Genomic DNA, 23,977 nt, shown 5'->3' with positions numbered 1-23,977 from the left:
AGTTTATAAGGGGAAATCATATAGCATTTTTTAAGTACCCAACTGATAATAACAGCCGCGGTTATTTGTCCCAATCACTAAACCACCTGAATTTATCTGATATAATTTGGTTTTTATACCGGTCGAGGTAATTCAGATAAGCATCGGCTAATGGTGAGAATTCCTTGTTTTTAAGCCAGATCAGGTTCCAGGTAGAGGTGATCGGAAAGCCGTTGACCTGTATGATCCGGAGTTCACCATTAATCAGTTCGTTTTTAATACCGATAAGCGGCATAATGGAAAAACCAAGACCTGCTATTACCGCCTGTTTCACCGCTTCGTTAGAGGTAAGCTCCATTTTTTTCCTTACCGGCAGGTGGTATTTGTTGATAAACTTTTCCATGGTGTGCCTTGTACCAGACCCTGGTTCTCTGTAAATCAGCGGTAACCCTTCAAATATATTATGGTCGTAACTTTCTTTGTCGAGGCCGTGCTCTTTATAGCCCACCAGGTATAGTTTGTTTGGCATCAGTTCGGTACGCTCAACCTGCAGCTGATCAGGAAGAACGGATACCAGTGAGAAATCCACTTCATTATTTTCAAGGCTTTCAATCACTTTAGCCCGGTTGGTTACATCCAATACCAACTCTATACCAGGGTGCTGCTTTAAAAATCCCGACAAAAAATAGGGCATAATATATTTCCCGGTAGAAACGACCGACAGCTTTAACCGGCCCGCCAGCTGGCCTTTATATGCCAGCGTTTTATAGTTAATGGCGTATACTTCGGCCAGTATTTTTTCTGCCGCGTTAGCAATCTCTGTCCCGAAATCAGTAACATACAATTGCCGCCCAATCACTTCCGTCAGCGGAATTTCAAACTGGTCCTGGAAATTTCTTAGCTGTATAGATACTGCAGGTTGTGTTAGGTGCAGTTCTTCGGCCGCCTTGGTAATACTTTTCAGCTGGGTAACTTTCAAAAATATTTGCAGCTGGTGCAAGGTGTAATTCATTAAATATTTTTATGTAAGTCATTACAAATATAAATGAAAATTTATAATGAAAAGCGCACATTTTTGTCGCAAATAAAAATCAACTAACAAGTATGACAAAGATCACAGTAGCAAAAGGCGACGGCATCGGCCCCGAAATTATGGATGCCACCCTATCTATTATTCTGGCAGCAGGCGCTAAAATTGAGATTGAAGAAATTGAGGTTGGCGAGAAAGTTTATCTGTCAGGCAATACTTCGGGTATAGCCGATGATTCATGGGATAGTATTCGTAAAAACAAGGTGTTTTTGAAAGCGCCTATTACTACCCCGCAGGGCGGCGGTTATAAAAGCCTTAACGTAACCACCCGCAAATTTCTGGGTTTATATGCCAACGTAAGGCCGTGTTCAAGCCTTAGCCCGTTTGTAAGTACCAAGCACCCGGTAATGGATGTGGTTATTATCCGCGAAAATGAGGAAGACCTTTACGCGGGTATTGAACACCAGCAAACTGACGAAGTTGTACAATGCCTGAAATTGATAAGCAGGCCGGGCTGTGAAAAGATAGTTCGTTACGCGTTTGAATATGCCAGGTTATACGGACGGAAAAAAGTGACCTGTTTTTCAAAAGACAATATCATGAAACAAACCGATGGTCTCTTTCACCTGGTTTTTGAAGAAATAGCCCGCGAATACCCCGATCTGGAACACGAACACTGGATTGTTGACATTGGCGCCGCCAAACTGGCCGATACGCCCGAAGCTTTTGATGTTATTGTGATGCCTAACTTATACGGCGACATTTTGAGTGACGTGGCAGCGCAGATTGCCGGTTCGGTAGGGCTTGCGGGCTCGGCAAATATTGGTGAGCAGTGCGCCATGTTTGAGGCCATACATGGCTCGGCACCGCGCAGGGCAGGGCAAAACCTGGCAAACCCTTCCGGCTTGCTCCAGGGCGCTATCATGATGCTCAACCATATTGGCCAAACCGATGTGGCAGAAAAGGTGCAGAACGCGTGGCTGAAAACCATTGAAGACGGCATCCACACCTACGATATCTACAAGGAAGGCACCAGTAAACAAAAGGTAGGTACACGCGAATTTGCACAGGCAGTAATTAACAACCTGGGTCAAAAACCGGGCTTGCTGAAGCAGGTATCCTATGCGGGCAATTCTACCTTAAAGCTTCCGGCTTACAAAAGGAAACCTGCCGCTAAAAAGGAACTGCTGGGCGTTGATTTATTTGTACACTGGGCCGGTACCAGCGCGGATGAATTGGCGGCCTCGGTAAAACGTTTGGAAACAGATGGGGTTTCCCTTACAATGATCACTAATCGTGGTATAAAAGTTTGGCCGCAAGGTTTTGAGGAAACTTTTTGTACCGATCACTGGCGTTGCCGGTTTAAGGCAGCGGCCGGTCAACTCTTAACCCATCAACAAATTGTAGGCTTGCTCGCTAAAGCTATTGAATTGGGGATTGATACCATTAAAACAGAAAATTTGTACGCCTTTGATGGTAAGGCTGCTTTTTCATTAGGCCAGGGACAATAAAAAAACAAAGAAAATGGATATACAGTTAATAGAAGGACACTTTAGCAGCGCCGACGCGCTTGACCTCCTTACACAGATGATTCATGTAAAGATCCGATTTCACGAAAACAAGATCAGCGGGCAATGTACCGAGGAGGACATCAAATCGCGCGAAAGAAGGATCAAACAATTACAGAAAGATTTGTTTAATATCCGGGAGCTGATCGGCGGCAAAGGCGGCCCGGTGGAGCTCAAATCGGTAGTAGCGATTCAGTAATTTGCATATGCGCGAATTTGAGGGCAGGATATTATTAATTGCAACCATGCACGCCAAAGAAAAGGTAATGGCCCCTTTGCTTGAGAAAGCATTGGGGGCCAGGTGCCTGGTAGCCGATGGATTGGATACCGATAGCCTGGGTACGTTTTCGGGGGAAAAGGAGCGTGAGGACGATGCATTGACGACAGCACGAAAAAAATGTCTGCAGGGGATGATGATGTATGATTGCGATTTGGCTGTAGCGAGCGAAGGCTCTTTTGGTCCGCACCCGTTAAACCCGTTTTGCTATGCCGACGAGGAGATTGTTTTGCTGCTTGACAAAAGGAACAACCTTGAAATTTCGGCGGTCAGTGTAAGTGTAGACACAAATTTCAACGGCGGGTTTGTTGACAGTTTGCCTCAACTGCTGGATTTCGCGGAGCGCGCCAAATTTCCTTCGCACGGTTTAATCCTCAGAAAATCGAAAGACGACTTGCAAACCATCACCAAAGGCATCCGGGACCCGGCGCAGCTGGCAAATGAGTTTGAAAGATTGCAAAAGATGTACGGTAAAGTTTTCGTGCAGACCGACATGCGGGCCATGTACAATCCGCTCAGGATGGCGGTGATCGGGCAGGCTACTGAAAAGCTTGTTGAAAAAATCAAATCCCGCTGTACGGTATGCAACACGCCGGGGTTTGGGGTTACTTCAGCCAGGGCCGGATTGCCTTGCCGGTTATGTGGCTTGCCAACACGTTCTTCGCTCGCGTACCTGTATCAATGCAGCAACTGCGGTTTTGAACATGAACAGCTTTATCCAAACCAACTGCAATTTGAAGACCCTGCGTATTGCGATTATTGCAATCCGTAATATTTACTCAAACAAACGTAGCGAAATCGCCTTTTAAAAAATGCGTTGGAATACCTTATCTAAATCCTCCCCAAAGGAGATGACTTTAATAAACAAAGGTACTCCCTCTCTGTTAGAGAGGGCTGGGGAGAGGCTCTTGCAGGTACGCGATGGAAACTCCTTTTAAAAGCGATTTCTCTGCTCAAAAAAGCGTAGCGAATTACTTGATTAAAACGGATTTTATTATCAACAAAACAATTAAATTGCCATAAAAAAACACGGCCATGTCTCAAAAATATCAACTTATTTCAGGAACATTCAAGGCCAGCGAGGCCTTGTCAATTATCATGAGTTTTTATAACCATAAAATCAATTACCACAATGTTCAATTACTTACCGCTATGGAACGGAACGACAATAACGTAGCCGAAATTGAACAAAAAGTAAAGGAATTGCGCAACACCGGCGAGATGGTAAGGAGGGACCTGACAGAGGGGATAGCCCATGACCACCAGGTAGAGGTTAAGGGTTTTATCGAGTTGAACTTAAATCCGGTAACCGATGGCAGATAAGGTTAATATCTCCATCAGAGCTGCGGGTAAAAAGCTCCTGCAACTGATCAGCCTTGAAAGAAAGGAAGTTGGACAGATTTATTTTTTTTCTATCCTTACGGGCCTGATCCAGCTTTCGCTGCCTTTGGGTATACAGGCCATTATCGGCTTGCTTTTCGGGGGGGCTTTGTCCGCGTCGTTAGTGGTACTGATCTCCTTTGTGGTAGCAGGTGTTTTGCTGAGCGGTATACTGCAGGTAATGCAAATGCGCGTAACCGAAGGCATTCAGCAGCGTATTTTTACCCGTCTTACGTTGGCCTATGCTTACCGCATACCACGCATAGATTTGCTGAGTGTTGATAGCTATTACCTGCCCGAACTGATCAACCGTTTTTTTGATACGGCAAGTTTACAGAAGGGGCTCTCCAAATTATTGCTTGACATACCGGCGGCAACTATACAAATACTTTTTGGCCTGGTTCTTTTAAGTTTTTACCATCCGGTATTCATAGTTTTAGGGTTGATACTGCTGGCCATCGTATGCCTCATATTTTATTTCAGCAGCCATAAGGGGTTTACAACCAGTATGGAAGAGAGCGATTATAAGTACGAGGTTGGTCATTGGCTGGAGGAGATATCAAGGGCCATTAAAACCTTTAAGTTTGCTCAAAAGCACCAGCTGCATATGAAAAAAACCGACCGGCTTACGGTGGGTTATCTTGACGCACGCAGCGCGCATTTTAACGTACTTGTACTTCAGTACAGGGCGTTAATAGCCTTTAAAGTAATTGTTACTGCCGCGATGCTCATCATCGGCACCTTGCTGTTTTTAAAACAACAAATAAACCTGGGCCAATTCATCGCGGCAGAGATCATCATCATCGCGGTACTAAACTCGGTAGAGAAGTTGATCATCAGCCTTGAAACTTTATATGATGTGCTTACCTCTATCGAAAAACTGGATAAGGTTTTGCAAAAACCGCAGGATAGCGAAATAAGCAATGCCGCTGCCGAAAACATGGATTTCAACGGGCCTTTCACTGTAGCTGTGCAAAACCTCAGCTTTTCTTTTAACCAGCGTAAACCGGTTATTGATCAGCTTACGTTTGAAGTTAAACCGGGAGAAAAAGTTTGTATCAGCGGGAAGGAAGGCTCCGGCAAAACAACCTTGTTGCGGATTATTTCCGGCTTATATAACGGTTACAGCGGGCAGATTTTGATCAATGGCATCCCGCTTCAAAATGTGCCTGCCGGCATCTGGCGGTCGCGCGTTGCTATATTCTTCGCCAGGGAGGAGCTGTTTGGCGGTACCCTTTGGGAAAACCTTACCATGGGCGATGAGCAGATAGACTTTAATTTCATTGTTGAAATTTGCGGCTTGGTAGGTTTACAATCCTTTATTGACACGAGTGTTAACGGCTATCATACCGTGCTCGACCCGCAGGGCCAAAAGCTTTCGTACAGCGTAATACAAAAAATATTATTGGCACGGTGCTTTTTAATAAAACCGGCGCTCCTTATTATGGAAAGCGGCTGGCAGGCGATAGAGCCTGAACACCGCAGTTTGATAATTGATAAACTCATCAATGATAAAAGTTTTAGCCTCGTCGCCATATCAGACCTCGAAGAACTCACCGGCGCGTGCAGTAAGCTAATTACCTTAAATAAGTAAACTGATAAACAGATGTTTTTGGAAAAAAATACAGATGCCAACCGTTTTTTAAACTACCAGTCGTTTAAAAAAGCGATGGATGCCAGTCCGCAGGCGCACAAAGTTAAATGGATGGTGGCTATACTTATGATCATATTAATAGTACTGTTGCTGCCCTGGACCCAGAATATCCGTTCAAGAGGTAACGTTTCCAGCCTTCAGCCCCAGCAGCGCCCGCAGCAGGTAAATACCATGATACCCGGGCGGATAGCCAAGTGGTACGTACGCGACGGCGCAATGGTAAAGCAGGGCGATACGTTGCTGCAGATTACTGAAACCAAAGACGAGTACCTTGACCCCGAACTTACCGAGCGTACCTCGGAGCAGCTTCGCTCAAAAAACAACGCGACGGAATTTTATAAAAGCAAAGTAAGAACCGCTGATACCCAGATAGCGGCCCTGGAACAAAGCCTGCAGCTTAAAATAAACCAGCTGCAAAATAAGCTTAAGCAATACCGGCTACAAGTACAATCAGACAGTATTGCCATGACCGCCGCCGCTAACCAGTTAAACATAGCTGATGTGCAATTGAAAAGGCAGAAGGAGCTTTATCATGCCGGTTTAAAATCGCTTACAGAGTATGAGCAAAAGCAGCAATACTACCAGGACGCCTTAGCCAAAAGAATAAGCACAGAAAACAAGTTTTACAACAGTAAAAACGAACTGCTCAACATTAAGCTGGAGCTATCGGCTACCTCGCAGGATTATACCGAGAAGATCTCGAAGGTTTCGGGCGAGCGTTTTACAGCGCTTTCGCAGGCGGCAACCGGCGAGGGGGAGATTGCAAAGCTTAAAAATCAATTATTTAATTATAAAGCCAGGGGTAATTTCCATTACATTTTAGCCCCGCAAAGCGGCCAGGTTTTACAAAGCATTAAAGCAGGTATAGGCGAAACCGTTAAGGATGGTGAGCAACTGCTTACCATAGTACCGCTGCATTTTCAAAAAGCCATAGAAATAGCTGTTGAGCCAAATGACATGCCGCTGATCAGTACCGGCCAGCTGGTACGTGTGCAGTTTGACGGTTTTCCGGCCATTGTATTTTCGGGCTGGCCGCAGGCATCCTACGGCTTATTCAGCGGCCGCGTTGCAGCCATAGATAACAGTATAGACGCCTCGGGTAAATTTAAAGTATGGGTACAGCCTGATGAAGGCAGTAAGCAGTGGCCTGCCAATGTACGGTATGGTACCGGTTGCCAGGTTATAGCGCTGCTTAATAACGTGCCTATATGGTACGAACTTTGGCGGCAACTCAATGGTTTCCCGCCGAATTTTTACACTCCAAAACCAAAAGCTACAGACAAAGATAAAGCTAATAGCAAAAAATGAAAAGAATAGTGTTAGCCTGTTTCCTGACTACGGTTTGTTTAAATGCTATTGGGCAAGACAAGTTATTGACGCTTAATGAATACCTGGCGGCCATAAAGCGTTACCACCCCATAGCATTGCAAGCCGCCTTAAATAACGATAAAGCCCGGTATACCCGCCGGGAAGCGCTTGGCGGTTTCGACCCAAAGCTGGAAGCAAACCGGGAACAAAAGGTGTTTGGCGGAACCAGCTACTACGATTACCTGACAACAGAGCTTAAATTACCACTTTGGTACGGTATTGATTTAAAAGGGAGTTACACCAGTTATGAAGGCTACTACGTTAACCCGGAAAATAAGGTGCCTAAAGATGGGCTGAGCTATTTCGGTGTTAGCGTACCCCTGGGCCGCGGATTGTTGATTGACGAGCGAAGGGCCGCGATTAAGCGGGCAGCCATTTATCAAAAAGTTGCAGCTAACGAACAGCGGCAGATGCTGAACGACCTGTTTGTAAACGCTACCCATACCTATGCCGAATGGCTCAATGCATGGTTAAATACCGAGGTTTATAAAAAGGCTGTTGAATTGGCCCAGGTGAGGCTTAACGGGGTGAACCTGCTTTATAAAAATGGCGACAAACCTGCTATTGACACTTTGGAGGCGCTGACGCTTCTTCAGAGCAGGCAGCAAAAACTTGCCGAATATCAAACCTTACTGCTGAATAAAAAAAATGATCTGGCCGCTTATTTATGGCTGGATAATTTAACCGCCACCGACCCCGAAAAATTAGATATTAAACCTGACACCGGTATTATAAAAACCGCTATACCCGATAGCCTGCTGTTAAAAGAACCGGCAGGCGTGTCGGCACAAAATCCGGAAGTAAATGGGTATAGCCTTAAAATTGAACAGCTGAACGTTGAAAGAAAACTTAAACTGGAAGAGATCAAACCCACTTTTAATGTTAATATCGGTATCCTGAACGCCGGTGGCGGCATCTTTAACAATATGAATTTTAACTGGTTGCAAAACAATCAAAAGTTCGGCTTTACGGTTTCCATGCCCCTGACTTTTACCAAACAGCGCGCCGCGTACAGTTTAAGCAAGATCAAGATCAAAGAGGCAGAATATTCCCTTAAGGACAAGCAAAACCTGATCACCGTAAAGTGGAATAATTATCGTAATGATTTTATCAACTTCGAAAAGCAAATCCAGATCAATAACGCCATACAAAACAATAACCGGCTTTTATTAGATGGCGAAGAAACTAAGTTTAAAATGGGCGAAAGCTCCCTGTTCCTGGTGAATTCGCGCGAACAAAAGGTGCTTGATACGCAGGAAAAGCTGAACGAAATTTATACCAAGCGATTTAAAACGATACAATACCTCAAATGGCTGGCCAATAACTGGTAGGGGAGGCTTTGTTGTATCTTCAAGATTACGATTGCCCTAAAAAGCCGGACCGGCCAAGAATTCTTCAAAGCAGTATCTAACCCCCAAAGGGTGCTTCATAATAAAAAAGGCGGCTAATATTATATTAGCCGCCGGTAGCAATTAACTATTAATTAGCGGGTTGTAGCCGGTTTGTATTATACTTAACCTGCACAGCCCGTTATTTGTGTGTCACATCATTAAATTTAATCTGTACAATGTAAGTTCCTTCAAGTTTTACCTGCCATGACCACCTTGGATTTACCGAGAACGTACCTGACGAAGCAGGGAAACCATCTATTTCAACAAATCTGCTTGGTATCCGGTAATACATTAAAAACCCCCAGTTTGTTGTTGGCGTTTTATAAGCCGCTAACGGGAAAGGCGCAACCTCAAAATCGCAAATCATGGCGGTATCGTTTTTTGTAACCGGGTTAAACTTGGCGTAGTTTTCAAATACAGGCCTGTCGCCCCGTTGTATAATTTCGCCTGCCTGGGGGTTAAACGGTTTATTGTGTTTATCAACCATTTTTAAGATTACCCTTGCCCCGTTGGCCGAGATCCGGGTGCATGTTATCGTAGGGTTTTTCATAGGAGTAACAGCTCCGGTTACGTCATGAAAGGCGTTTGCAACGTTATCCGTAAGTGTAAAAAGGTCGTCGGTGGTAGGGTCAACAACGTTAATGTTAGCCAGCGACTTAAATAGTTTAGTGCCCGTAGGGTTTGTAAATTGCACATCAAAGGTGTATTTACCAAGCGGTAAATTAATTGAACCCCTGTTAAAAGTTAACTGCCCGCTCACTTCGTTAAACGACATAGGGGGCACTGTTCTGGTTTCCCTTTTTGCGTTGAGCTGCGCTACGGTCGTATCTTTTGCGGCATCAAAAGATAAACCGTCTTTAAACACCAATATTTGGTAAGGCGTAGTAAATTCTTTGGGGGCCGGGCTGCCGTCAATACCCCGTAAATTAAGCATTTTGAAACTGTACGGCGGAGTTGAACCATCGGCATTTATCCTGTCTGATTGATAGAGGATCAACCCGCGTTTTGCCACAAGTTCGTTATCCTTGTAACGGATAGCATCGCTTTGAAAGCCGGTGGGCACTTTTTTACAGGCAACAACACTCGCTAAAAGTATGGTGCCCAGAATATATTTTTTTACTTGCATATAATTTAATTTTATGATCCGGTTTGTGTCAGCATGAACTGATTACAAACCGGATCGGATTGTAATTTATTAATTACCGAGTGGTTGGGCATTAAAAAACAAACGGTGGTAGCCATTTAATACGTGAACAATACCCGTAGTTGTAATTATGCCGGATGTTTGGCAATCAACAGCGAGATCTTTTTCGCTATCCGGAATGGTGCTTGGGTCAAGCTGTAAGTCGTCTCTTGATCCTGTTACCCTTATATAATTAACGTAGTCAACGTGATCTACATAGCTGCTGTAGTCAAATGCCCGCCTGAACTTGATCAGGTATTGTATGCCTGAGTTGGGTTTACCTGGTTTTGGAGGGATAGGACCAAGCAAACTATCATAAAGCTTGCCTGATAACGTGATCTGGTCACGGTTAATTTTACCGGCAAACATGTAGGTTTTTAATGAGTCACTTAACTCTTTTGCCGGGATATCCTTAATCCCAAAATCAAAATTCTCATTGTCTGTTTCAAGCGATTTTTGATACTTTTTAGCTGCCACATAAGGCGCTATACTGTAGTTGGTGGTGGCAAAAAAGGTAATATTACTGTTAACCACGTCTTTTAACCCGGCCCTGTCAATAATTCTCACCAACGAATCAAACTGGGGTTTTGATTTCAGGTAATCGTACGTTGTCATATTAACATGCGCGTCGCTTACGCCGCCATCGTTTTTATAGCCGTCTTTTTTACACGAAGCGATAAAAAAGGCAGCTAAGCATAAACATATTAAACTTATATATTTTTTCATGATGTTCTCTTGTTTAGTCTTATACACTTATTTCACTACACTTTACCAAGCCAGTATTTAGTTTGTTTTAATAACGGGTTTTGCCTGAATAAAGCAGGGTCAACCGGCCAGTAGTAACCCTCTGCTCTAAATCGGGGCATTGTTAACCAATCCACATGGTTTTGATATTCCCTGGTGCGTAACAGGTCATAAAATATTTCGCCTTCCAGGTAAAACTCCCTGCCGCGCTCAATGCCGTATTCATACATCACATCGCTCAGCGAGTAGCTGTCGTCTATCAGATCGGGGTTTTTGTTAAACCTTGTCCTCCATTTATTGATAATTGAAATTGCTGTGGCTTTATCTCCTTTGTATAAAGCTATCTCGGCTTTTAAAAGTATAAAATCGCTTAATCTGAAAATGATCATGTTGTTGCTCAGGTATGGATCAAGTTGCTGGGCATAATTTCTGTAGATGATATTTTTATACTTGACACACATCGGTTGGGTAGAGGAAACCAGTTCAAAGTTATTTGCATAGCGGATATCCGTTGATCCTGAACCATAGTGCTCGCTCAGGTATTTTGGCGTCACAAAATCGCGTGGGTTGGTGGCACCCTGGTTGATATAGCTCTGGTTTAAGAAGTTCATACCAATGCTTGAATTTGAACCTTCGAGCGTGTTTTCACTCATATTGATTTCAAATATGCCTTCAGAAGACCGGCCGATAAAAACATTTTTGTATTTGCTGGTATCGGGTAATGAATAACCGCCACGGGCCATTAAGGTATTGATAGTTGTATCAGCACTGTTTACATCGATAGGGTTTGGAGTATCTGTTGATACATCAAGCATGGTTGCCCGCCACAGGTATAAATGAGCAAGGAGCGCATATACGGCGCCGGCGTTGGCAGTAACCTTTGCATCGCCCGCGCTGGTGTATGACCAGGTTAACAATCCTGCTGCTTTATGGCAATCATCCTCAATAAGCTTCATTACTTCGGCTTTAGGGCTCCTTGCTAATTGAGGCGCGGTAAGCGGGTCGTCATAAGCTTCGGTAACAATAGGCACATCGCCCCATACCCTAACCATCATAAAGTAACTGAACGCCCTTAAAAATAAGGCTTGCCCCAGTATATTGTTTCTGAAAGCGGTAGGGTTATCTTCCGTTTTCAACTGGTCATCCGTCATTTTCGATACATTCTTGATAACAAGGTTCGACATGGCGATGGCTTTATAAAAATTGGTATAGTTGCCAAGGTTCTCGAGGTTATATTGAAACGTGAAATCGCCGGTTTGTATACCCTCAAGCCCGTCGCCTTTATACTGAATAGTGAAGTAATTTTTGGCAACGGCTTCGCCGTACATATAATACCGGTCGTTGTAGTTCGTTATCGCGGCCCTTACCATCGAATAATTACCGGATATCGCGTAGCGGGCATCGTTGGCGTTTTTCCAGAACACCTGGAAGTATGTTGAGTTTTTGGGTGTCTGTTCAAGCAATTTTTTGCACGAACTCAGGCTTATCAAAACCAGGACACTGCAAAAGATGCTTAATTTTTTATATATATTTCTCATCGTCAATTCTGTTATAGATTAATTTCAAAACCTAAAGTGTATTTACTCGGTATAGGGTAGCCGCCGCCATTGTATTCGCCGTAAGGGTTTACAGCTTCAGCATCAGGTAGCTTTTTTGATTGCTGGAACATTTTAACATTGTCGGCTACGGCGTAAATCCTGAATTTGCTCAGGCCAAGCCTTTTTAAAACTCTTTTCGAAAAATCGTACCCAACGTTTATACTTTTAATCCTGAAATAGCCTCCTTTTTCAAGGAAAAATGTTTGCGCGCTGGTATAATAATACCTGTATGTTCCTATATCATATTTAGCATAGGTAGCGTTGGTGTGGGTAGGTGTCCAGATATTAACCTTGCTTAAATCAGGAATTGAATAGGCCGCAAAATTAGCAATAGCGTTACCGTCCGTCGAATTTGAAAACCTGTCCGAGTCATACAGGTTCAGTACGTCCCTGTCGAAAGTGAAGGTGCAGAAAATACCGAGGCTGAAATTCTTGTAGGTGAAATTGTTGGTCCAGCCGCCGGTGTATTTGGGGTTTGGATCGCCCGATACTTTTTTATCAGGATTGATGCCGCTATTAAATGTATCGATATAGTAATCGCCATCCAGATCGGCTAAGTAAAAATCGCCCGCCTGGTATTCGCCGTTACTGTTTTTGTATCTTTCGCCGGTTAACGGGTTTTGAGGAACGCTGGCGTTAGTTGGGAAAACGCCTTTGGTTTGATATAGGTAAAACGCGTTTATAGGGCTACCTACTGATAACACGTGCGATTTATCAAACCTGTCGCCGTTCAAAACCAGATCCCTGCCGCCGTTTGGCAAGCTGGTAATCATGTTTTTGTTGTATGATATGTTAACGCGTGAACTCCATCTGAAAGCGCCTTCCAGCGGGTTTGCTAAAAATGTTAACTCAACGCCCGAGTTACGTACACCAACCGAATTGGTTAACGCGATGTCATAACCGGTTGTTACAGGCAAATTTACCCCGAAAAGCTGCAATGAATTTTCTTTATTATAAACATCAAATGAAACCGCGTATTTACCGTTTTGCATTTCCATATCAGTGCCGATGTTCCACTGTTTTGATCGCTGCCAGCTCAGGTTATCCTGGGCCGCGCCATTGTAGAAGTTAGGGGTTACAGCTGTTACCCCGTTATAGGTAGTAGCGCCGCCATTGCCGTCAAAACCGCCATTGTTTACATTGTAAAGGTTATACTGCAGGTAGTTATCATTTGGCAGGCTGCCGGAAGTACCAATACTTGCCCTTAATTTCAGCATGGTGAAAATATTGCTCGGGCTATCCTTCATAAATGATTCTTCGGATATTAACCAGCCCACGGATGCAGCGGGGAAAAAGCCCCATTTGTGGTTTTTACCAAAGCGCGATGATCCGTCTGTTCTTGCACTTAATGAAAACAGGTAACGGCTGTTGTAATCATAAGAAAGCCTCGAGTAATAAGATACTAATCCGTAGGCCTGGTAATCAGAACTGGCGCCAATTTTTGATTGCTGGAAACCGTTAACAACCTGGATATTATCTGAAGGACCGTTATAACCCGATGCTATGGTATTTTGAAACTGGTTATAGTTGATATCCTGCCCTGCAATGAAGCTTATGGTGTGCTTTTTAAACACATTATTATAGGTTACAAAGTTAGAGGTGGTTACCGCTATCGAGTTATCGGCATAGCTATATGAATAATTACCCTGGTTATTTTGTAACAGGTCGCTCCGGCTTAAATCCCTCCGGTTGGTGTTATACAAGTATGATGATTGCGAATTAAATGAAAAGTGTTTAGAAAAATCATAAGACAGGTTTAAATTGAATGTAAACTGGTTGCTTATGTTTTTATCTAAATTTTCGCTGTAAGCCCCTAAATAATAGGCTTTTTTGTCAGGATCAAGGTTCAGTAATGAGGAGGGCATATTTCCGGCTCCTAAACTTATCGGGCTGGCATTATTGCCGTTACCCCTGGCATTATCAGTACGTGAGTAGGCTACCAACGGGTTGATAGTCAATTTGCCGTTAAGCGCGTGCGAAATAAGGTTTAACCTGGTTGAGAAGCGTTTAAACCCGGTAGCCTTAATAATACCCTGCTCATTATAATACCCGGTGCTGAAACGATAGGTGGAGTTGCCGGCACCGCCGCCGCTTAGGCTAAGATCGGTATTGTTAATTCTTCCGGTTTGATAAAAAAGGCTCTGCCAGTCGGTATTTCCATTAAAGGCCGAGTTTAAACTATCGGTCAGAATGTAGGGGAGTTGTTGTTGTTGATCATAGGTTAGCTGGCCCCGTAAAACATCAAGTTTTTGCCTTCGCTCAATGGTACCTAAGGTAACCGGCCGCAATTCAGGGCGCTGGGTAAGACCAACGTACGATCCGAGTGTTACACGAGGTTCGCCGGACAAGCCTTTTTTAGTGGTAATTAATATAACGCCATTGGCCGCCCTCGAGCCGTAGATAGCCGCAGCCGAAGCGTCTTTCAATACGTCGATAGTTTCAATATCGGCAGGGTTTATGCCGGCCAGGTAGTTGGCGCCGGTACCTGCGCCAGGTCCTACATATTGTTCTGTAGGCTGCGGTACTCCGTCAACAACGTAAAGTGGGCTGTTTACTACATTGTATTCATCGTATGAGGTGCTTACTAATGAGTTACCCCTAACAGATACCGTAGGTGTTGCGCCCGGCATACCCGAAAAGTTTTGCACGTTAACGCCAGATAACCTGCCCTGCAAAAGCTGATCGAAACTTGCGGCCGGGAGGTTGGCAAGTTCCTTTGCCGATAAACTGGAGATAGCTGCTGTTGATTTTTTCCTGGCAATTTTCTGGTAACCGATCAATACTACCTCATTAAGCGTTTGCTGGTTTTCCTGCAATACCAGGGTAACCGTGGTTTTATTTTCAACCGCTATTTCAAAAGGTAAAAAGCCAACGCTTGTTCCCACCAAAATAGCGCCGGCTTTAGTGGTACGGATGGTAAATTCTCCTTTTTCATTGGTGGTAGTCAGGTTTTTGGTGCCCTTTTCAGTCACCGTAGCGCTGATAATGGGTAGGTTGTCCTTATCTACAACCTTTCCCCTTACAACCGATTGAGCAAACGCGCTCCGGGGGAGTAGCCAACAAAGAAAAAGGCATACAATCAAGAGTTTCCTGTAGAATGTAAAATTTTTTGTCATAGTTAAAGATTTGGTTTGTGAATAGTTAAATTAATAAATTCGAATATATGTATTGAGGGTGTTTTATTTGTTGATGATATTGTCCTGTTTTAACACTTTTTTAACATTTTTTATTTGTAAATATCTTATTTACAGAAAGTAATAAAAATACTCTTCCATTTACGTTGTTTAGGTGTATTATTAAAATATGTGTTAAAATGGTATTTAATAAATATTATTACCTTGAAGTGTTTGTTTGGTGAGCGATTGTGTCCTTATTTTTTTTAAATGATAAGCGATAAGGATATCATAAGCCCTCACCAACACCCGGGTAATATTATTCAACACTGCTTTCCTGGTAGTTCCGTGCCGGCGGCTCGGCTTTTAACAGGTGTCTCACAAAAAAGTCACGCTTTTTTTGCCGGCCATAAGGGCCGCCATCGGTATGCCCGGCTCCGGGCACAGTTAGCAGGTCAAAATCTTTATTGTTTTTTATCAAAGCGTCAACAAAACGGTAGGTTGATTCGGGCGGCACGTTGGTGTCTGCCTCGCCCACGATCAGCATTAAACTGCCCTGCAATTTACCCGCATTGGTAATATTTGATTGCTGCTCATAGTGCGGCCCAACCGGGTACCCCATCCATTGTTCGTTCCACCATTGTTTGTCAATGCGGTTATCATGGCACCCGCAGGCAGATACCGCAGCTTTATAAAAATCGGGATGGAACAGCAGGGCGCCTGCTGAGTTTTGCCCGCCGGCAGATGTTCCGTAAACACCCACGCGGCTTGTATCAACCTGCGGGTATTTAGCCGCTAAAGCCTTTATCCATAGTATCCTGTCAGGAAAACCGGCATCGGCAAGGTTATGCCAGCAAACATCATGAAAAGCCTTTGAACGGTTCGCGGTGCCCATGCCGTCAATCTGCACTACTATAAAACCAAGTTGGGCTATACTTTGCATTTCATTTACCGGCGAAAAGCTTTTAGGTACAAATGAATCCTGGGGACCGGCGTAAATGTTTTCAATTACCGGGTAACTTTTTGCAGGGTCCATATTGGCCGGACGATAAACTACGCCCCAGATGTCTGTTTTCCCGTCGCGCCCTTTCGCAACAAAAACCTCAGGCAGTTTTATACCTGTGGCCAGCAGGTCGGTTAAATCCTGGTGCTCCAGCTCGGTAATTGTTTTTAGGGTTAAAGTGTTTTTGAGCAAAACGCGCGGGGCAACATTAACCTCCGAGTACGTATCTATATAGTATTTTCTGTCGGGCGAAAAACTGATGCTATGGTTGCCTTTTTCGGGGGTAAGGTCAACCAGGTTTTTACCATCAAAGCCAATCCGGTAATAATGTAAAAAATAAGGGTCTTCACCTTCGTTTTTGCCTCCCGCGTTAAACCAGATCTCCCTCTTTTTAACGTCAACGCTATCAATGTCCCTCACTACCCAGTTGCCCCTGGTAACAAGCTTTTGGGTGCCGGTTAATTCATTTACAATATAAATGTGGCGCCATCCGTCTTTTTCGGTAACCCAGATTATTTCGTGGGTTTTGGGTAAATAGCGGGTGTAAATCCGTTGCTCGTATATAAAGGTATTTGTTTTTTCATCTATGATATTCCGGGTTTTACCGTTTTCTACGTCAACCTCAATTACCCGAAAGCGCTGGTGGCCCCTGTCAACCTTTTCGTAGGTAAAATACCTGCTGTTTCCGTCCCTCCAATGCAGGGCGGGGGCGCCAAAAAAGTCTATTTTTTCATCGCCAACTTTTAGCTTGCTTTTATCGGCTATGCTAAATAAAAAGGGCTCATAGGTAGTGAACTCATCCCCCGGCTGATCATATTCATGTGATTTCAATTGCCCGCGGGTGGTTCCGGGTACTGAACTCAGCACGTAGTAAACCTCTTTAATTTTGCGTGGGTCTATATGGTAAGCAACAAGGTGCCTGCTATCCGGCGACCACGAGATCTCGCCATAAGGCTTATCTGCATTGCCATCGGTAGTAAATTGGATCTCGGTACCGCCCTTTACTGCTTTTGCATAAATATTGCCGTTTTCTACAAATGCAACCCATTGTTTATCAGGAGATAATGAATCATTAAGCGGGCTTTCCCAACGGTATCTGCGGCGCTGCAGCGGTTGGTTGGGGTCGTAGGTTTTAATTACCGTGTCGGCCGTTTTTTCGCAATGGTAGTTATCCAGGTTACATTTAAACCAGGCGTCGTTGTATTTTAATCTGATCTCTTTTTTATCGGCGCCATAAACCAGTTGTGTTACCCTGAATTTATTTGCCGGTACCGGTTTGCCGGTAACCGAGGCTATAGCCTCCGCCATTTTTCGCGTGTCAAAGGCCTTTTGTTTTTTACCTTGCTCCGCATCCACAAAATAGTAATCACTCTGGTTATCGGCCGCCCTCATCCCGTACCAAAACTGCCTGCCATTTGATTGCCAGTTGGGCCTTATAGTATAATTAAGCGGTAGCTTTTTCCATGCCGAATCAAGTTTGTTGACATTGGCATAGGCCTGCAACATTTGTGCGTGGCTGGGTAAATAAGGGGTAACCGTGTTTTGCTGCGCATAGCCTGCGCTTACAGTAAAAATCGAAACAAATAAAAAAGTAAATGGGTGCAAATATTTGCGGTGCATATAGATAAGACTGGATTGACTAAAATTAGCCAAAAGCCTTGCTTATAATTGCAGTAAATTATCTTCTACTTACCTATAATTATCCATTTGTTAACAATAATGGCGTTTTTTTGATAAAACGGTTTATCAGAGCCGTTTTTGTTGCATCCGGCTATATAAATAATGTCTGTAATCTGTGTTAAGTTTTAATGAAATTTTCAGGCCTGTAAGCGGAGGTAGTTAGCCCCTCTGGTCAGCGGTAGCATTAGGTCTGCTCCATCATTTGGCCGTGAACTATTATATACGAAAGTTTTGCTGATAGCCGGATAGCGTTACCGGTAATTGGCCCGTTTTACCAGTAAATGAATATCCTTAATGATAATTTTTCTGCCTTGTGTTGATAATATGCCCTCTGCCTTAAACTCGCTGAGCAGCCTGATCACGTTTTCTTCTGCGAGGCCCGCCATATTTGCCAGGTCGGCGCGGGAAATATTGATGGGGATGGCATCGTGATCGTTCAAACCGTATTTGAACTTTTCCCGCAGTACGATGAGCGCGATAGCCAGCCGCTCGGGGCCGGTGCGTTGCGCAATTACCGATATCGTGTTGGTTAGTACCGTAAATTCATGGCTCATTGCTTTCAGCAGGCGCAGCGCGAAAACGGGCGAGCGGGCTAACATATCCATAAAATCTTCCTTGGGGATGAACGACACCATTGTCTCCTCCATGGCCGCGGCAGAATCCGCGTAGCGTTCTCCGGAAAGCACCGGGTGGTAGCCCATCAGTTCTCCGGGGCCGGCCAGGTAAATGATCTGTTCCCTGCCGGTCTGATCTACCTTGTACTTTTTTACCCTGCCGCTGCGTACAACAAATATACCTGAGGGAACGGCTCCTTCACGAAAGATCACATCACCCTTAAAGAGCCGCTGTTCGGTGACATGCCGGGTAAGCAGGGCCATTTCCTGATCAGAAAGTACACTTAGCACCGAATGGGTTGTGAAATTCCACCTGTCGATCGGAAAGATCCCGTTTAAACTCATGCCCCAAAGTTACAAAATATCAAAAACTGATAAATATCAGTTTTTTTGCTGATCTGCTTCAGTTGCGGCAGGATGCCGGAATAATGAAATTTGCTGGATGGACAGTTATCCCTTTTCTCCTTTTCCTCCCGAACCGGAGGCACACCGGCAAAGGCTGGCCGCCTCCCATGAGAAAAAACGGCCTAACGACTGTTTCTTCCGGAACGACGCGGAATTTGACTGGTTATATCCCGAACACCTGCAACTGCTCTCCGGCAGGCACTGGACACCCCTGGCGGTGGCAAAAAAGGCTGCCGATTATTTGAATATCCCGGGAAATATCCTTGATATCGGGAGCGGTACCGGTAAATTTTGCCTCACAGCGGCACACCGCCATCCTCATTGCAATTATTTCGGGGTAGAGCAGCGGCATGAACTGTTTCATTATGCCAATGTGGCCGGCGACTACCTGGACCTGGCCAACGCCCGTTTTATTCACGCCGACATCACCCAGGTTGATTTTGATAAATTTGATCACTTTTACTTTTATAATTCTTTCTTCGAGAATATCGATACGGAAAATGCTATCGACGATACGATTGAGGTTTCGCACAGCCTCTACGAATATTACAACCGTTACCTGCTGGCTGTCCTTAAAGATAAACCCGCAGGTACCCGTATAGTTACATACCAAAGCCTTGGTGAGATGGTTCCCGACAATTATGAACTGGTAGACCAGGGCTTTTTTACACTGCTGCGCTTGTGGATCAGGCGGTAAACCCTTGCCTGCCACACGCCCGGCAAGCAGGTGCCGGGCGGCTTTCAATTAACGGATAATTATAAAACAGGTATCTTAAAATAAGCGTAAACAATAGGAGGGAAGGAGATTACATATGAAAAAGCAAAAACACAATTACTCCTTTTGGACAAAATATAAAAGGTTTGCAGGTAACGAAATCCTGCTTTACCTGATCATGGTGCTGGGTATTGTACTTGGTATCATCGTGATCAGCTTTATCCGGGAATAAATAATAACGTAAACATTTAAAAATTGATGAGTATTACTATGAACACAGAATCACCACAGGTTAAAGCCTGCGATCTTTGCAAGTCAGTAACCGAGCTTACGCCATACAGCGTTTTGCCGGGTGGTTTTAACAATAACGAGATAGCCGTTTGCGCGGCCTGCCTGTCTGAACTGGCGCAAACTGATAAACCCGACAGCAGGTACTGGCGCTTTTTGGCCGAGGCGATGTGGAGCGAGATACCAGCGGTACAGGTTTTATCGTGGCGCATACTGTCGCGCCTTAAAGATGAGGATTGGGCTGCCGGGTGCCTGGAAATACTTTACCTGGATGATGACCTGCTGGCCTGGGCTAAGGCAGGCGTTACCGAAGAAACTGAAGAACTTACCGAGGTGCACCGCGACAGCCTGGGGAATGAACTGCAGAATGGCGACAGCGTGGTTTTAACCCGTACGCTGGATGTTAAGGGAAGTTCGCTGAATGCCAGGATGGGCACAGTGGTTAAAAATATCCGTCTGGTTAGCGATAATACCGACCAGGTTGAAGGTAAGATTGAAGGCCAGACCATCGTGATCCTGACCAGGTACCTGCGCAGGCAAAAAAGTTAAACCTAATTAATTGCCAGGGCATGATCATCAGGAAAAAAAAGAACTGGTTTGGGATGCTGTTTGTGCTGAGGGGTTCTGTGCTGCCCCAGCTACTGCCGCGATTGAGCGTACTTTTTACATTTACCGCGGTAGTGGTTTATTTCAAATCAGACCTTGACAGGGTACACGGCGAACTATCTACCAATATCTACACGGTTTTTGGTATAGCGCTGGCCATATTTCTCGGCTTCAGGAATACGGTGAGCTATGACCGGTTTTGGGAGGGCCGAAAACTTTGGGGCGCCCTGCTAAACGATACGCGTTCGCTCGCCCAGCAGGTACACAATTTTATACCTAATGATGAACTTCACAAACCGGAGAAGGTGATCTTCATCAGGCAAATGGCAGCGATGGTTTACGCGCTTAATCACCAGTTGCGGCACACCGATGCCATGCCCGAACTGCAAAAACTTTTGGAGCCGGAACTGGCCTCGAAGTTGGAACATGCAGCATATAAACCGGTTTTGATTATGAGGGAATTGGGTGCCCGTATAAATAGCTGGCGGCTGCGTGGCTCCATTGATACCATCCTGCAGGCGGCTATGGATAAAAACCTGGCCAACTTTTCTGATATCATCGGCGGATGTGAGCGGATAGCCGGTACCCCTATACCGTTCTCTTATGATGTTCTACTTCACAGAACGATTTATATCTACTGTTTTTTGCTCCCCTTAGGTTTTGCCAATGCGCTGGGCTGGTTCGCGCCCTTTATAATCACCTTCGTAGCTTACACCTTTACCGCCCTGGAAGCCATTGCCGATGAATTGGAAGATCCCTTCGGGAATATGCCTAACGATCTCGCGCTTGATGCCATGTCGGCCAATATTGAAAGAAGTATTGCAGAAATTGAGGATTTGCCGGTAGCAAATGTTGAACCGGTTAATTCCTTTTATATCACGTAAACCCACGCTGCCGTGATTCTGTAAAGGATAGAATCACGGCTAAGCGCCGGTTAATTGCCTTCCCTGTCGGTGTTAAGTATTTCGGGAGATACCAGAACAAAATCATATTTTTCTATGACCTGATAAACGTCCCGCGGTAACGAATCGTCATGTTTCAATTTTAATGATCTCAGATCAAGCAATGTCCATTTGTCCTTATCATAAAGTTTTGAGAACACTTTCGGGTTCTCCCGGCTCTTATTGGTAAGGTCGTCAATTAATTTTCCCTGTTCGATGGTATAGCGCACCATCAGGTATACATTTGCAAAGCCCGTTTTGTTACGTTGCGCAAGTTCATAAACAGCGTTGCCGATATCATATAAATTGGTTTGCAGGTTGAGGCCCCTGGCCAGGTGATTACTCCCCATTTTAAAGAATACCTTTTCATTTTTAGGTACCGCGTCATAATAAGCGAAGAATTGGTTTTTCATTAGTGTTGCACGCCCCTGGTTATCATTATTGCGGTAAATTTCTTTCGATACCTTGATGGCATTTAAAACCGACCGGTATTGCTTTTGGGGGATGGCGCTGCTCAGGCTGTCCAACAGTTTATCGGCAGGGTACCACCATTTGGCTTGTAAACTATCGTAAACAGCCTGGTAACGTTTTTTTAATTGATTTGATTGCGCCTGGTAAACTTTGGAGAGCCAGTACGGAAAACTCATCTGGAATTCCTGGTCTATTCCCCATATCGTAAAATTGTGTTTATGGGCGGCAAGCAGCATTTGCGCATCATTACTATTGCTGAAAAACGGGAAAGTGCCGATTTTGGGATAACCCTCTTTAAACAGCCTGTTCAAGCTATCTGCCGGGTTTTTGGAGGCTGCAAGGCGCATGAGCGTTGATGCGGTGAAGGGCCCCGTTTCAACGCACCATTTTGTATAGCCATATTTGTCGGCGCAGCCCAGCGCGTAGGCCGTTAATTGCGAAAGGAGCGGTGAATTATGATATTCTCCCCAGGCAACAAACTGGTTTTCTGCAAACAAGTTCTCTAAGGTATCCCATCCTTTCCCAACCGGCTGTTGCCCGTTAAACGTAAAATAGCTGGTATGCACGGCTATATGGCTATTCAGTTTCACCGAATCTGCAACAGTGCGCCTGGTTTGGCAGTAGCTTAAGCAGGAGGTTAGCAGCATGATATAAAGCAGGGCGTTTTTCATTTGTTTCAATGTTGATGATGTTAATGTTAGGATCATTTTGCTATGGTGCCGGCAATGTATATTTACTATTTATGCTTCAGCCATTGCAGCGCGGCGCGTACCTTCAAATCATTGTTTAGGTTGTCAAAATCATCCCCTCCTGTCAGTTCATCATCGGGTTGAACATGGTCGGGATACGCCCTCCCGAGCCTGTCGGCCTCAACCGCGGAAGCCACGAAAACCCCAATCTCATTGGTAAACTGAAAGGATACATTAGAAGTTGTATAACCGCCGGTGTTTTCACCGATAAAACGGGTATTGCCGCGCCCTTTGAAGGAGATAGCGAGCGCCTCGCCCGAACTGCAGGTATAAGGTCCTGTCAATACCGCTACTTTTAACCGGTATAAAGCTTTACCACGGCGATTGATGGTGCATGGGGTGTCGGGTCCGCTATATACTTTATCAACGCCGTTTATACTGTTAACATTCCAGTTTTCTTCCGCTTTTGTTCCGGGGTATATGAAGGAACCCAGTTTGCCGGGTTCAAATAAGTTACTCAGGCCGCCAATCATGGCGTACATATCGCCGCCGGGGTTTAAACGGAGGTCTATGACCAGGCCTTTTAATTTCTCCGGATTAAGGGCGGCCAGCGAATCCCTAATCTGCCTGGCTATCTCGGTCACGGCACCCCGGTGTGTTGGGTTGTTATCCGGTACCAGCAGGTAGCCGTATCCTTTTTCCAGCATTTGCTTTTTCAGCCGGTAACCATCCTTCATCTTTTTGATTAACGCGGCATGGGTTGCTTTATCAAGCGGTTTGTTATTGCCCCGCCAGCCGTAGTATTTGTTATTGTAAGTGATAAATCCATGGCGGTCTCCTATTAGCCGGTAAAATGTTTGAATGGCAGGTAACGCCGCTTTAATGGTAGCCGCGTTCGCAGCCTCGAGGCGAACGCTGTCTGAAACCTTTTTCCAATCAACCTGGCTGCTGTAAAGCGAATGTTCTTTGCCAAATTGTAATAGGGTATCAATAAGGCGGCGTACGCTATCGGCCTGCTGTGCCCTGGTGGCGGCCGGGTTAATTACAACCGCTATCAGCAGGCACAAGAATAATTTAGTTATTGTTTTCATTGTCTTTGTTTTGGTTTGTGCATCAAAGGTGCGCCGCATAACCGGCCCGCTCAATTTTCTTATCCCAAGGCTTCAAATTGTTATCCCAACACCTGGGTATGCATGGTTCGGCTCAATTTGGCGCAGAAAGCGCAGTTGGTATCAGGAAATAAGCGATTGGGATAATAAAACGGCCGGATGAAATGCGGT

The 23,977-nt window shown here is 44.8% G+C and carries 20 protein-coding genes; 11 read left to right on the top strand and 9 right to left on the bottom strand.

From position 1 onward, the window contains the following. Positions 1-61: 61 nt before the first annotated feature. Entirely contained in the window at positions 62-991 is a 930-nt protein-coding gene (locus LX99_RS03170) for a LysR family transcriptional regulator (protein ID WP_109606299.1), read from the bottom strand. 92 nt (positions 992-1,083) lie between these two features. On the opposite strand from LX99_RS03170, the gene LX99_RS03165 reads away from it, so the two are divergent. The 7 genes from LX99_RS03165 to LX99_RS03135 all read left to right on the top strand — a co-directional run bounded on the left by LX99_RS03165 (position 1,084) and on the right by LX99_RS03135 (position 8,587). Further along, complete coding sequence (locus LX99_RS03165) at positions 1,084-2,520, top strand: NADP-dependent isocitrate dehydrogenase (protein ID WP_109606297.1); 1,437 nt, start codon at positions 1,084-1,086, stop codon at positions 2,518-2,520. A gap of 13 nt (positions 2,521-2,533) precedes the next feature. Continuing rightward, positions 2,534-2,776, top strand: coding sequence for a hypothetical protein (locus tag LX99_RS03160; RefSeq protein WP_109606295.1), 243 nt, complete (start codon positions 2,534-2,536; stop codon positions 2,774-2,776). 7 nt (positions 2,777-2,783) lie between these two features. Further along, positions 2,784-3,626 (top strand): DUF6671 family protein, encoded by an 843-nt coding sequence (locus LX99_RS03155; protein ID WP_109606294.1) that lies wholly within the window; start codon positions 2,784-2,786, stop codon positions 3,624-3,626. Positions 3,627-3,889: 263 nt separating this feature from the next. Beyond that, the gene (locus tag LX99_RS03150; RefSeq protein WP_022829970.1) at positions 3,890-4,177 is read left to right on the top strand and encodes a hypothetical protein; all 288 of its coding nucleotides are present in this window, start codon (positions 3,890-3,892) and stop codon (positions 4,175-4,177) included. Next, complete coding sequence (locus LX99_RS03145; RefSeq protein WP_109606292.1) at positions 4,167-5,828, top strand: peptidase domain-containing ABC transporter; 1,662 nt, start codon at positions 4,167-4,169, stop codon at positions 5,826-5,828. The genes LX99_RS03150 and LX99_RS03145 overlap by 11 nt, the downstream gene beginning before the upstream one ends. An 18-nt stretch (positions 5,829-5,846) precedes the next feature. Next, complete coding sequence (locus LX99_RS03140; protein ID WP_170122617.1) at positions 5,847-7,196, top strand: HlyD family secretion protein; 1,350 nt, start codon at positions 5,847-5,849, stop codon at positions 7,194-7,196. After that, entirely contained in the window at positions 7,193-8,587 is a 1,395-nt protein-coding gene (locus LX99_RS03135) for a TolC family protein (protein ID WP_109606288.1), read from the top strand. The genes LX99_RS03140 and LX99_RS03135 overlap by 4 nt, the downstream gene beginning before the upstream one ends. A gap of 199 nt (positions 8,588-8,786) precedes the next feature. Here the strand turns inward: LX99_RS03135 and LX99_RS03130 are convergent, their stop codons facing one another. The 6 genes from LX99_RS03130 to LX99_RS03105 all read right to left on the bottom strand — a co-directional run bounded on the left by LX99_RS03130 (position 8,787) and on the right by LX99_RS03105 (position 18,927). Next, the gene (locus LX99_RS03130; protein ID WP_022829975.1) at positions 8,787-9,773 is read right to left on the bottom strand and encodes a DUF5007 domain-containing protein; all 987 of its coding nucleotides are present in this window, start codon (positions 9,771-9,773) and stop codon (positions 8,787-8,789) included. Positions 9,774-9,842: 69 nt separating this feature from the next. Continuing rightward, positions 9,843-10,556: a hypothetical protein gene (locus LX99_RS03125; RefSeq protein ID WP_109606286.1), complete on the bottom strand. Its 714-nt coding sequence runs from the start codon at positions 10,554-10,556 to the stop codon at positions 9,843-9,845. A gap of 35 nt (positions 10,557-10,591) precedes the next feature. Continuing rightward, positions 10,592-12,112, bottom strand: a complete 1,521-nt coding sequence (locus tag LX99_RS03120) for a RagB/SusD family nutrient uptake outer membrane protein (protein ID WP_109606284.1) — start codon at positions 12,110-12,112, stop codon at positions 10,592-10,594. An 11-nt stretch (positions 12,113-12,123) separates the two neighbouring features. Then, the gene (locus LX99_RS03115) at positions 12,124-15,288 is read right to left on the bottom strand and encodes a SusC/RagA family TonB-linked outer membrane protein (protein ID WP_109606282.1); all 3,165 of its coding nucleotides are present in this window, start codon (positions 15,286-15,288) and stop codon (positions 12,124-12,126) included. Between the two features lie 316 nt (positions 15,289-15,604). Then, positions 15,605-17,908 (bottom strand): S9 family peptidase, encoded by a 2,304-nt coding sequence (locus LX99_RS03110; protein WP_109606280.1) that lies wholly within the window; start codon positions 17,906-17,908, stop codon positions 15,605-15,607. A 311-nt stretch (positions 17,909-18,219) separates the two neighbouring features. Continuing rightward, a complete protein-coding gene (locus LX99_RS03105) occupies positions 18,220-18,927 on the bottom strand; it encodes a Crp/Fnr family transcriptional regulator (RefSeq protein ID WP_109606278.1) in 708 nt (235 codons plus the stop codon). A 97-nt stretch (positions 18,928-19,024) separates the two neighbouring features. Here LX99_RS03105 and LX99_RS03100 point away from each other — a divergent pair, with 97 nt between their 5' ends. The 4 genes from LX99_RS03100 to LX99_RS03090 all read left to right on the top strand — a co-directional run bounded on the left by LX99_RS03100 (position 19,025) and on the right by LX99_RS03090 (position 21,480). After that, the gene (locus LX99_RS03100; RefSeq protein WP_109606276.1) at positions 19,025-19,684 is read left to right on the top strand and encodes a methyltransferase domain-containing protein; all 660 of its coding nucleotides are present in this window, start codon (positions 19,025-19,027) and stop codon (positions 19,682-19,684) included. Between the two features lie 115 nt (positions 19,685-19,799). Beyond that, positions 19,800-19,934, top strand: a complete 135-nt coding sequence (locus LX99_RS26210) for a hypothetical protein (RefSeq protein WP_022829982.1) — start codon at positions 19,800-19,802, stop codon at positions 19,932-19,934. Between the two features lie 38 nt (positions 19,935-19,972). Next, positions 19,973-20,539 carry a PhnA domain-containing protein gene (locus LX99_RS03095; protein WP_245927832.1) on the top strand — a complete coding sequence of 189 codons (567 nt, stop codon included), beginning with the start codon at positions 19,973-19,975 and terminating at the stop codon, positions 20,537-20,539. Between the two features lie 20 nt (positions 20,540-20,559). Next, a complete protein-coding gene (locus LX99_RS03090; protein ID WP_109606272.1) occupies positions 20,560-21,480 on the top strand; it encodes a bestrophin family protein in 921 nt (306 codons plus the stop codon). A gap of 50 nt (positions 21,481-21,530) precedes the next feature. Here the strand turns inward: LX99_RS03090 and LX99_RS03085 are convergent, their stop codons facing one another. Together LX99_RS03085 and LX99_RS03080 are read right to left on the bottom strand one after the other, a co-directional pair. Further along, a complete protein-coding gene (locus LX99_RS03085; RefSeq protein WP_146203048.1) occupies positions 21,531-22,715 on the bottom strand; it encodes a hypothetical protein in 1,185 nt (394 codons plus the stop codon). A gap of 29 nt (positions 22,716-22,744) precedes the next feature. Continuing rightward, positions 22,745-23,788, bottom strand: a complete 1,044-nt coding sequence (locus LX99_RS03080) for a S41 family peptidase (RefSeq protein WP_170122616.1) — start codon at positions 23,786-23,788, stop codon at positions 22,745-22,747. Positions 23,789-23,977: the final 189 nt, after the last annotated feature.

Source organism: Mucilaginibacter oryzae (assembly GCF_003148845.1).
Taxonomy (GTDB): domain Bacteria; phylum Bacteroidota; class Bacteroidia; order Sphingobacteriales; family Sphingobacteriaceae; genus Mucilaginibacter; species Mucilaginibacter oryzae.
The sequence above is the reverse complement of the archived record's forward strand: the minus strand, read 5'-3'. Positions and strand labels throughout refer to the sequence as shown.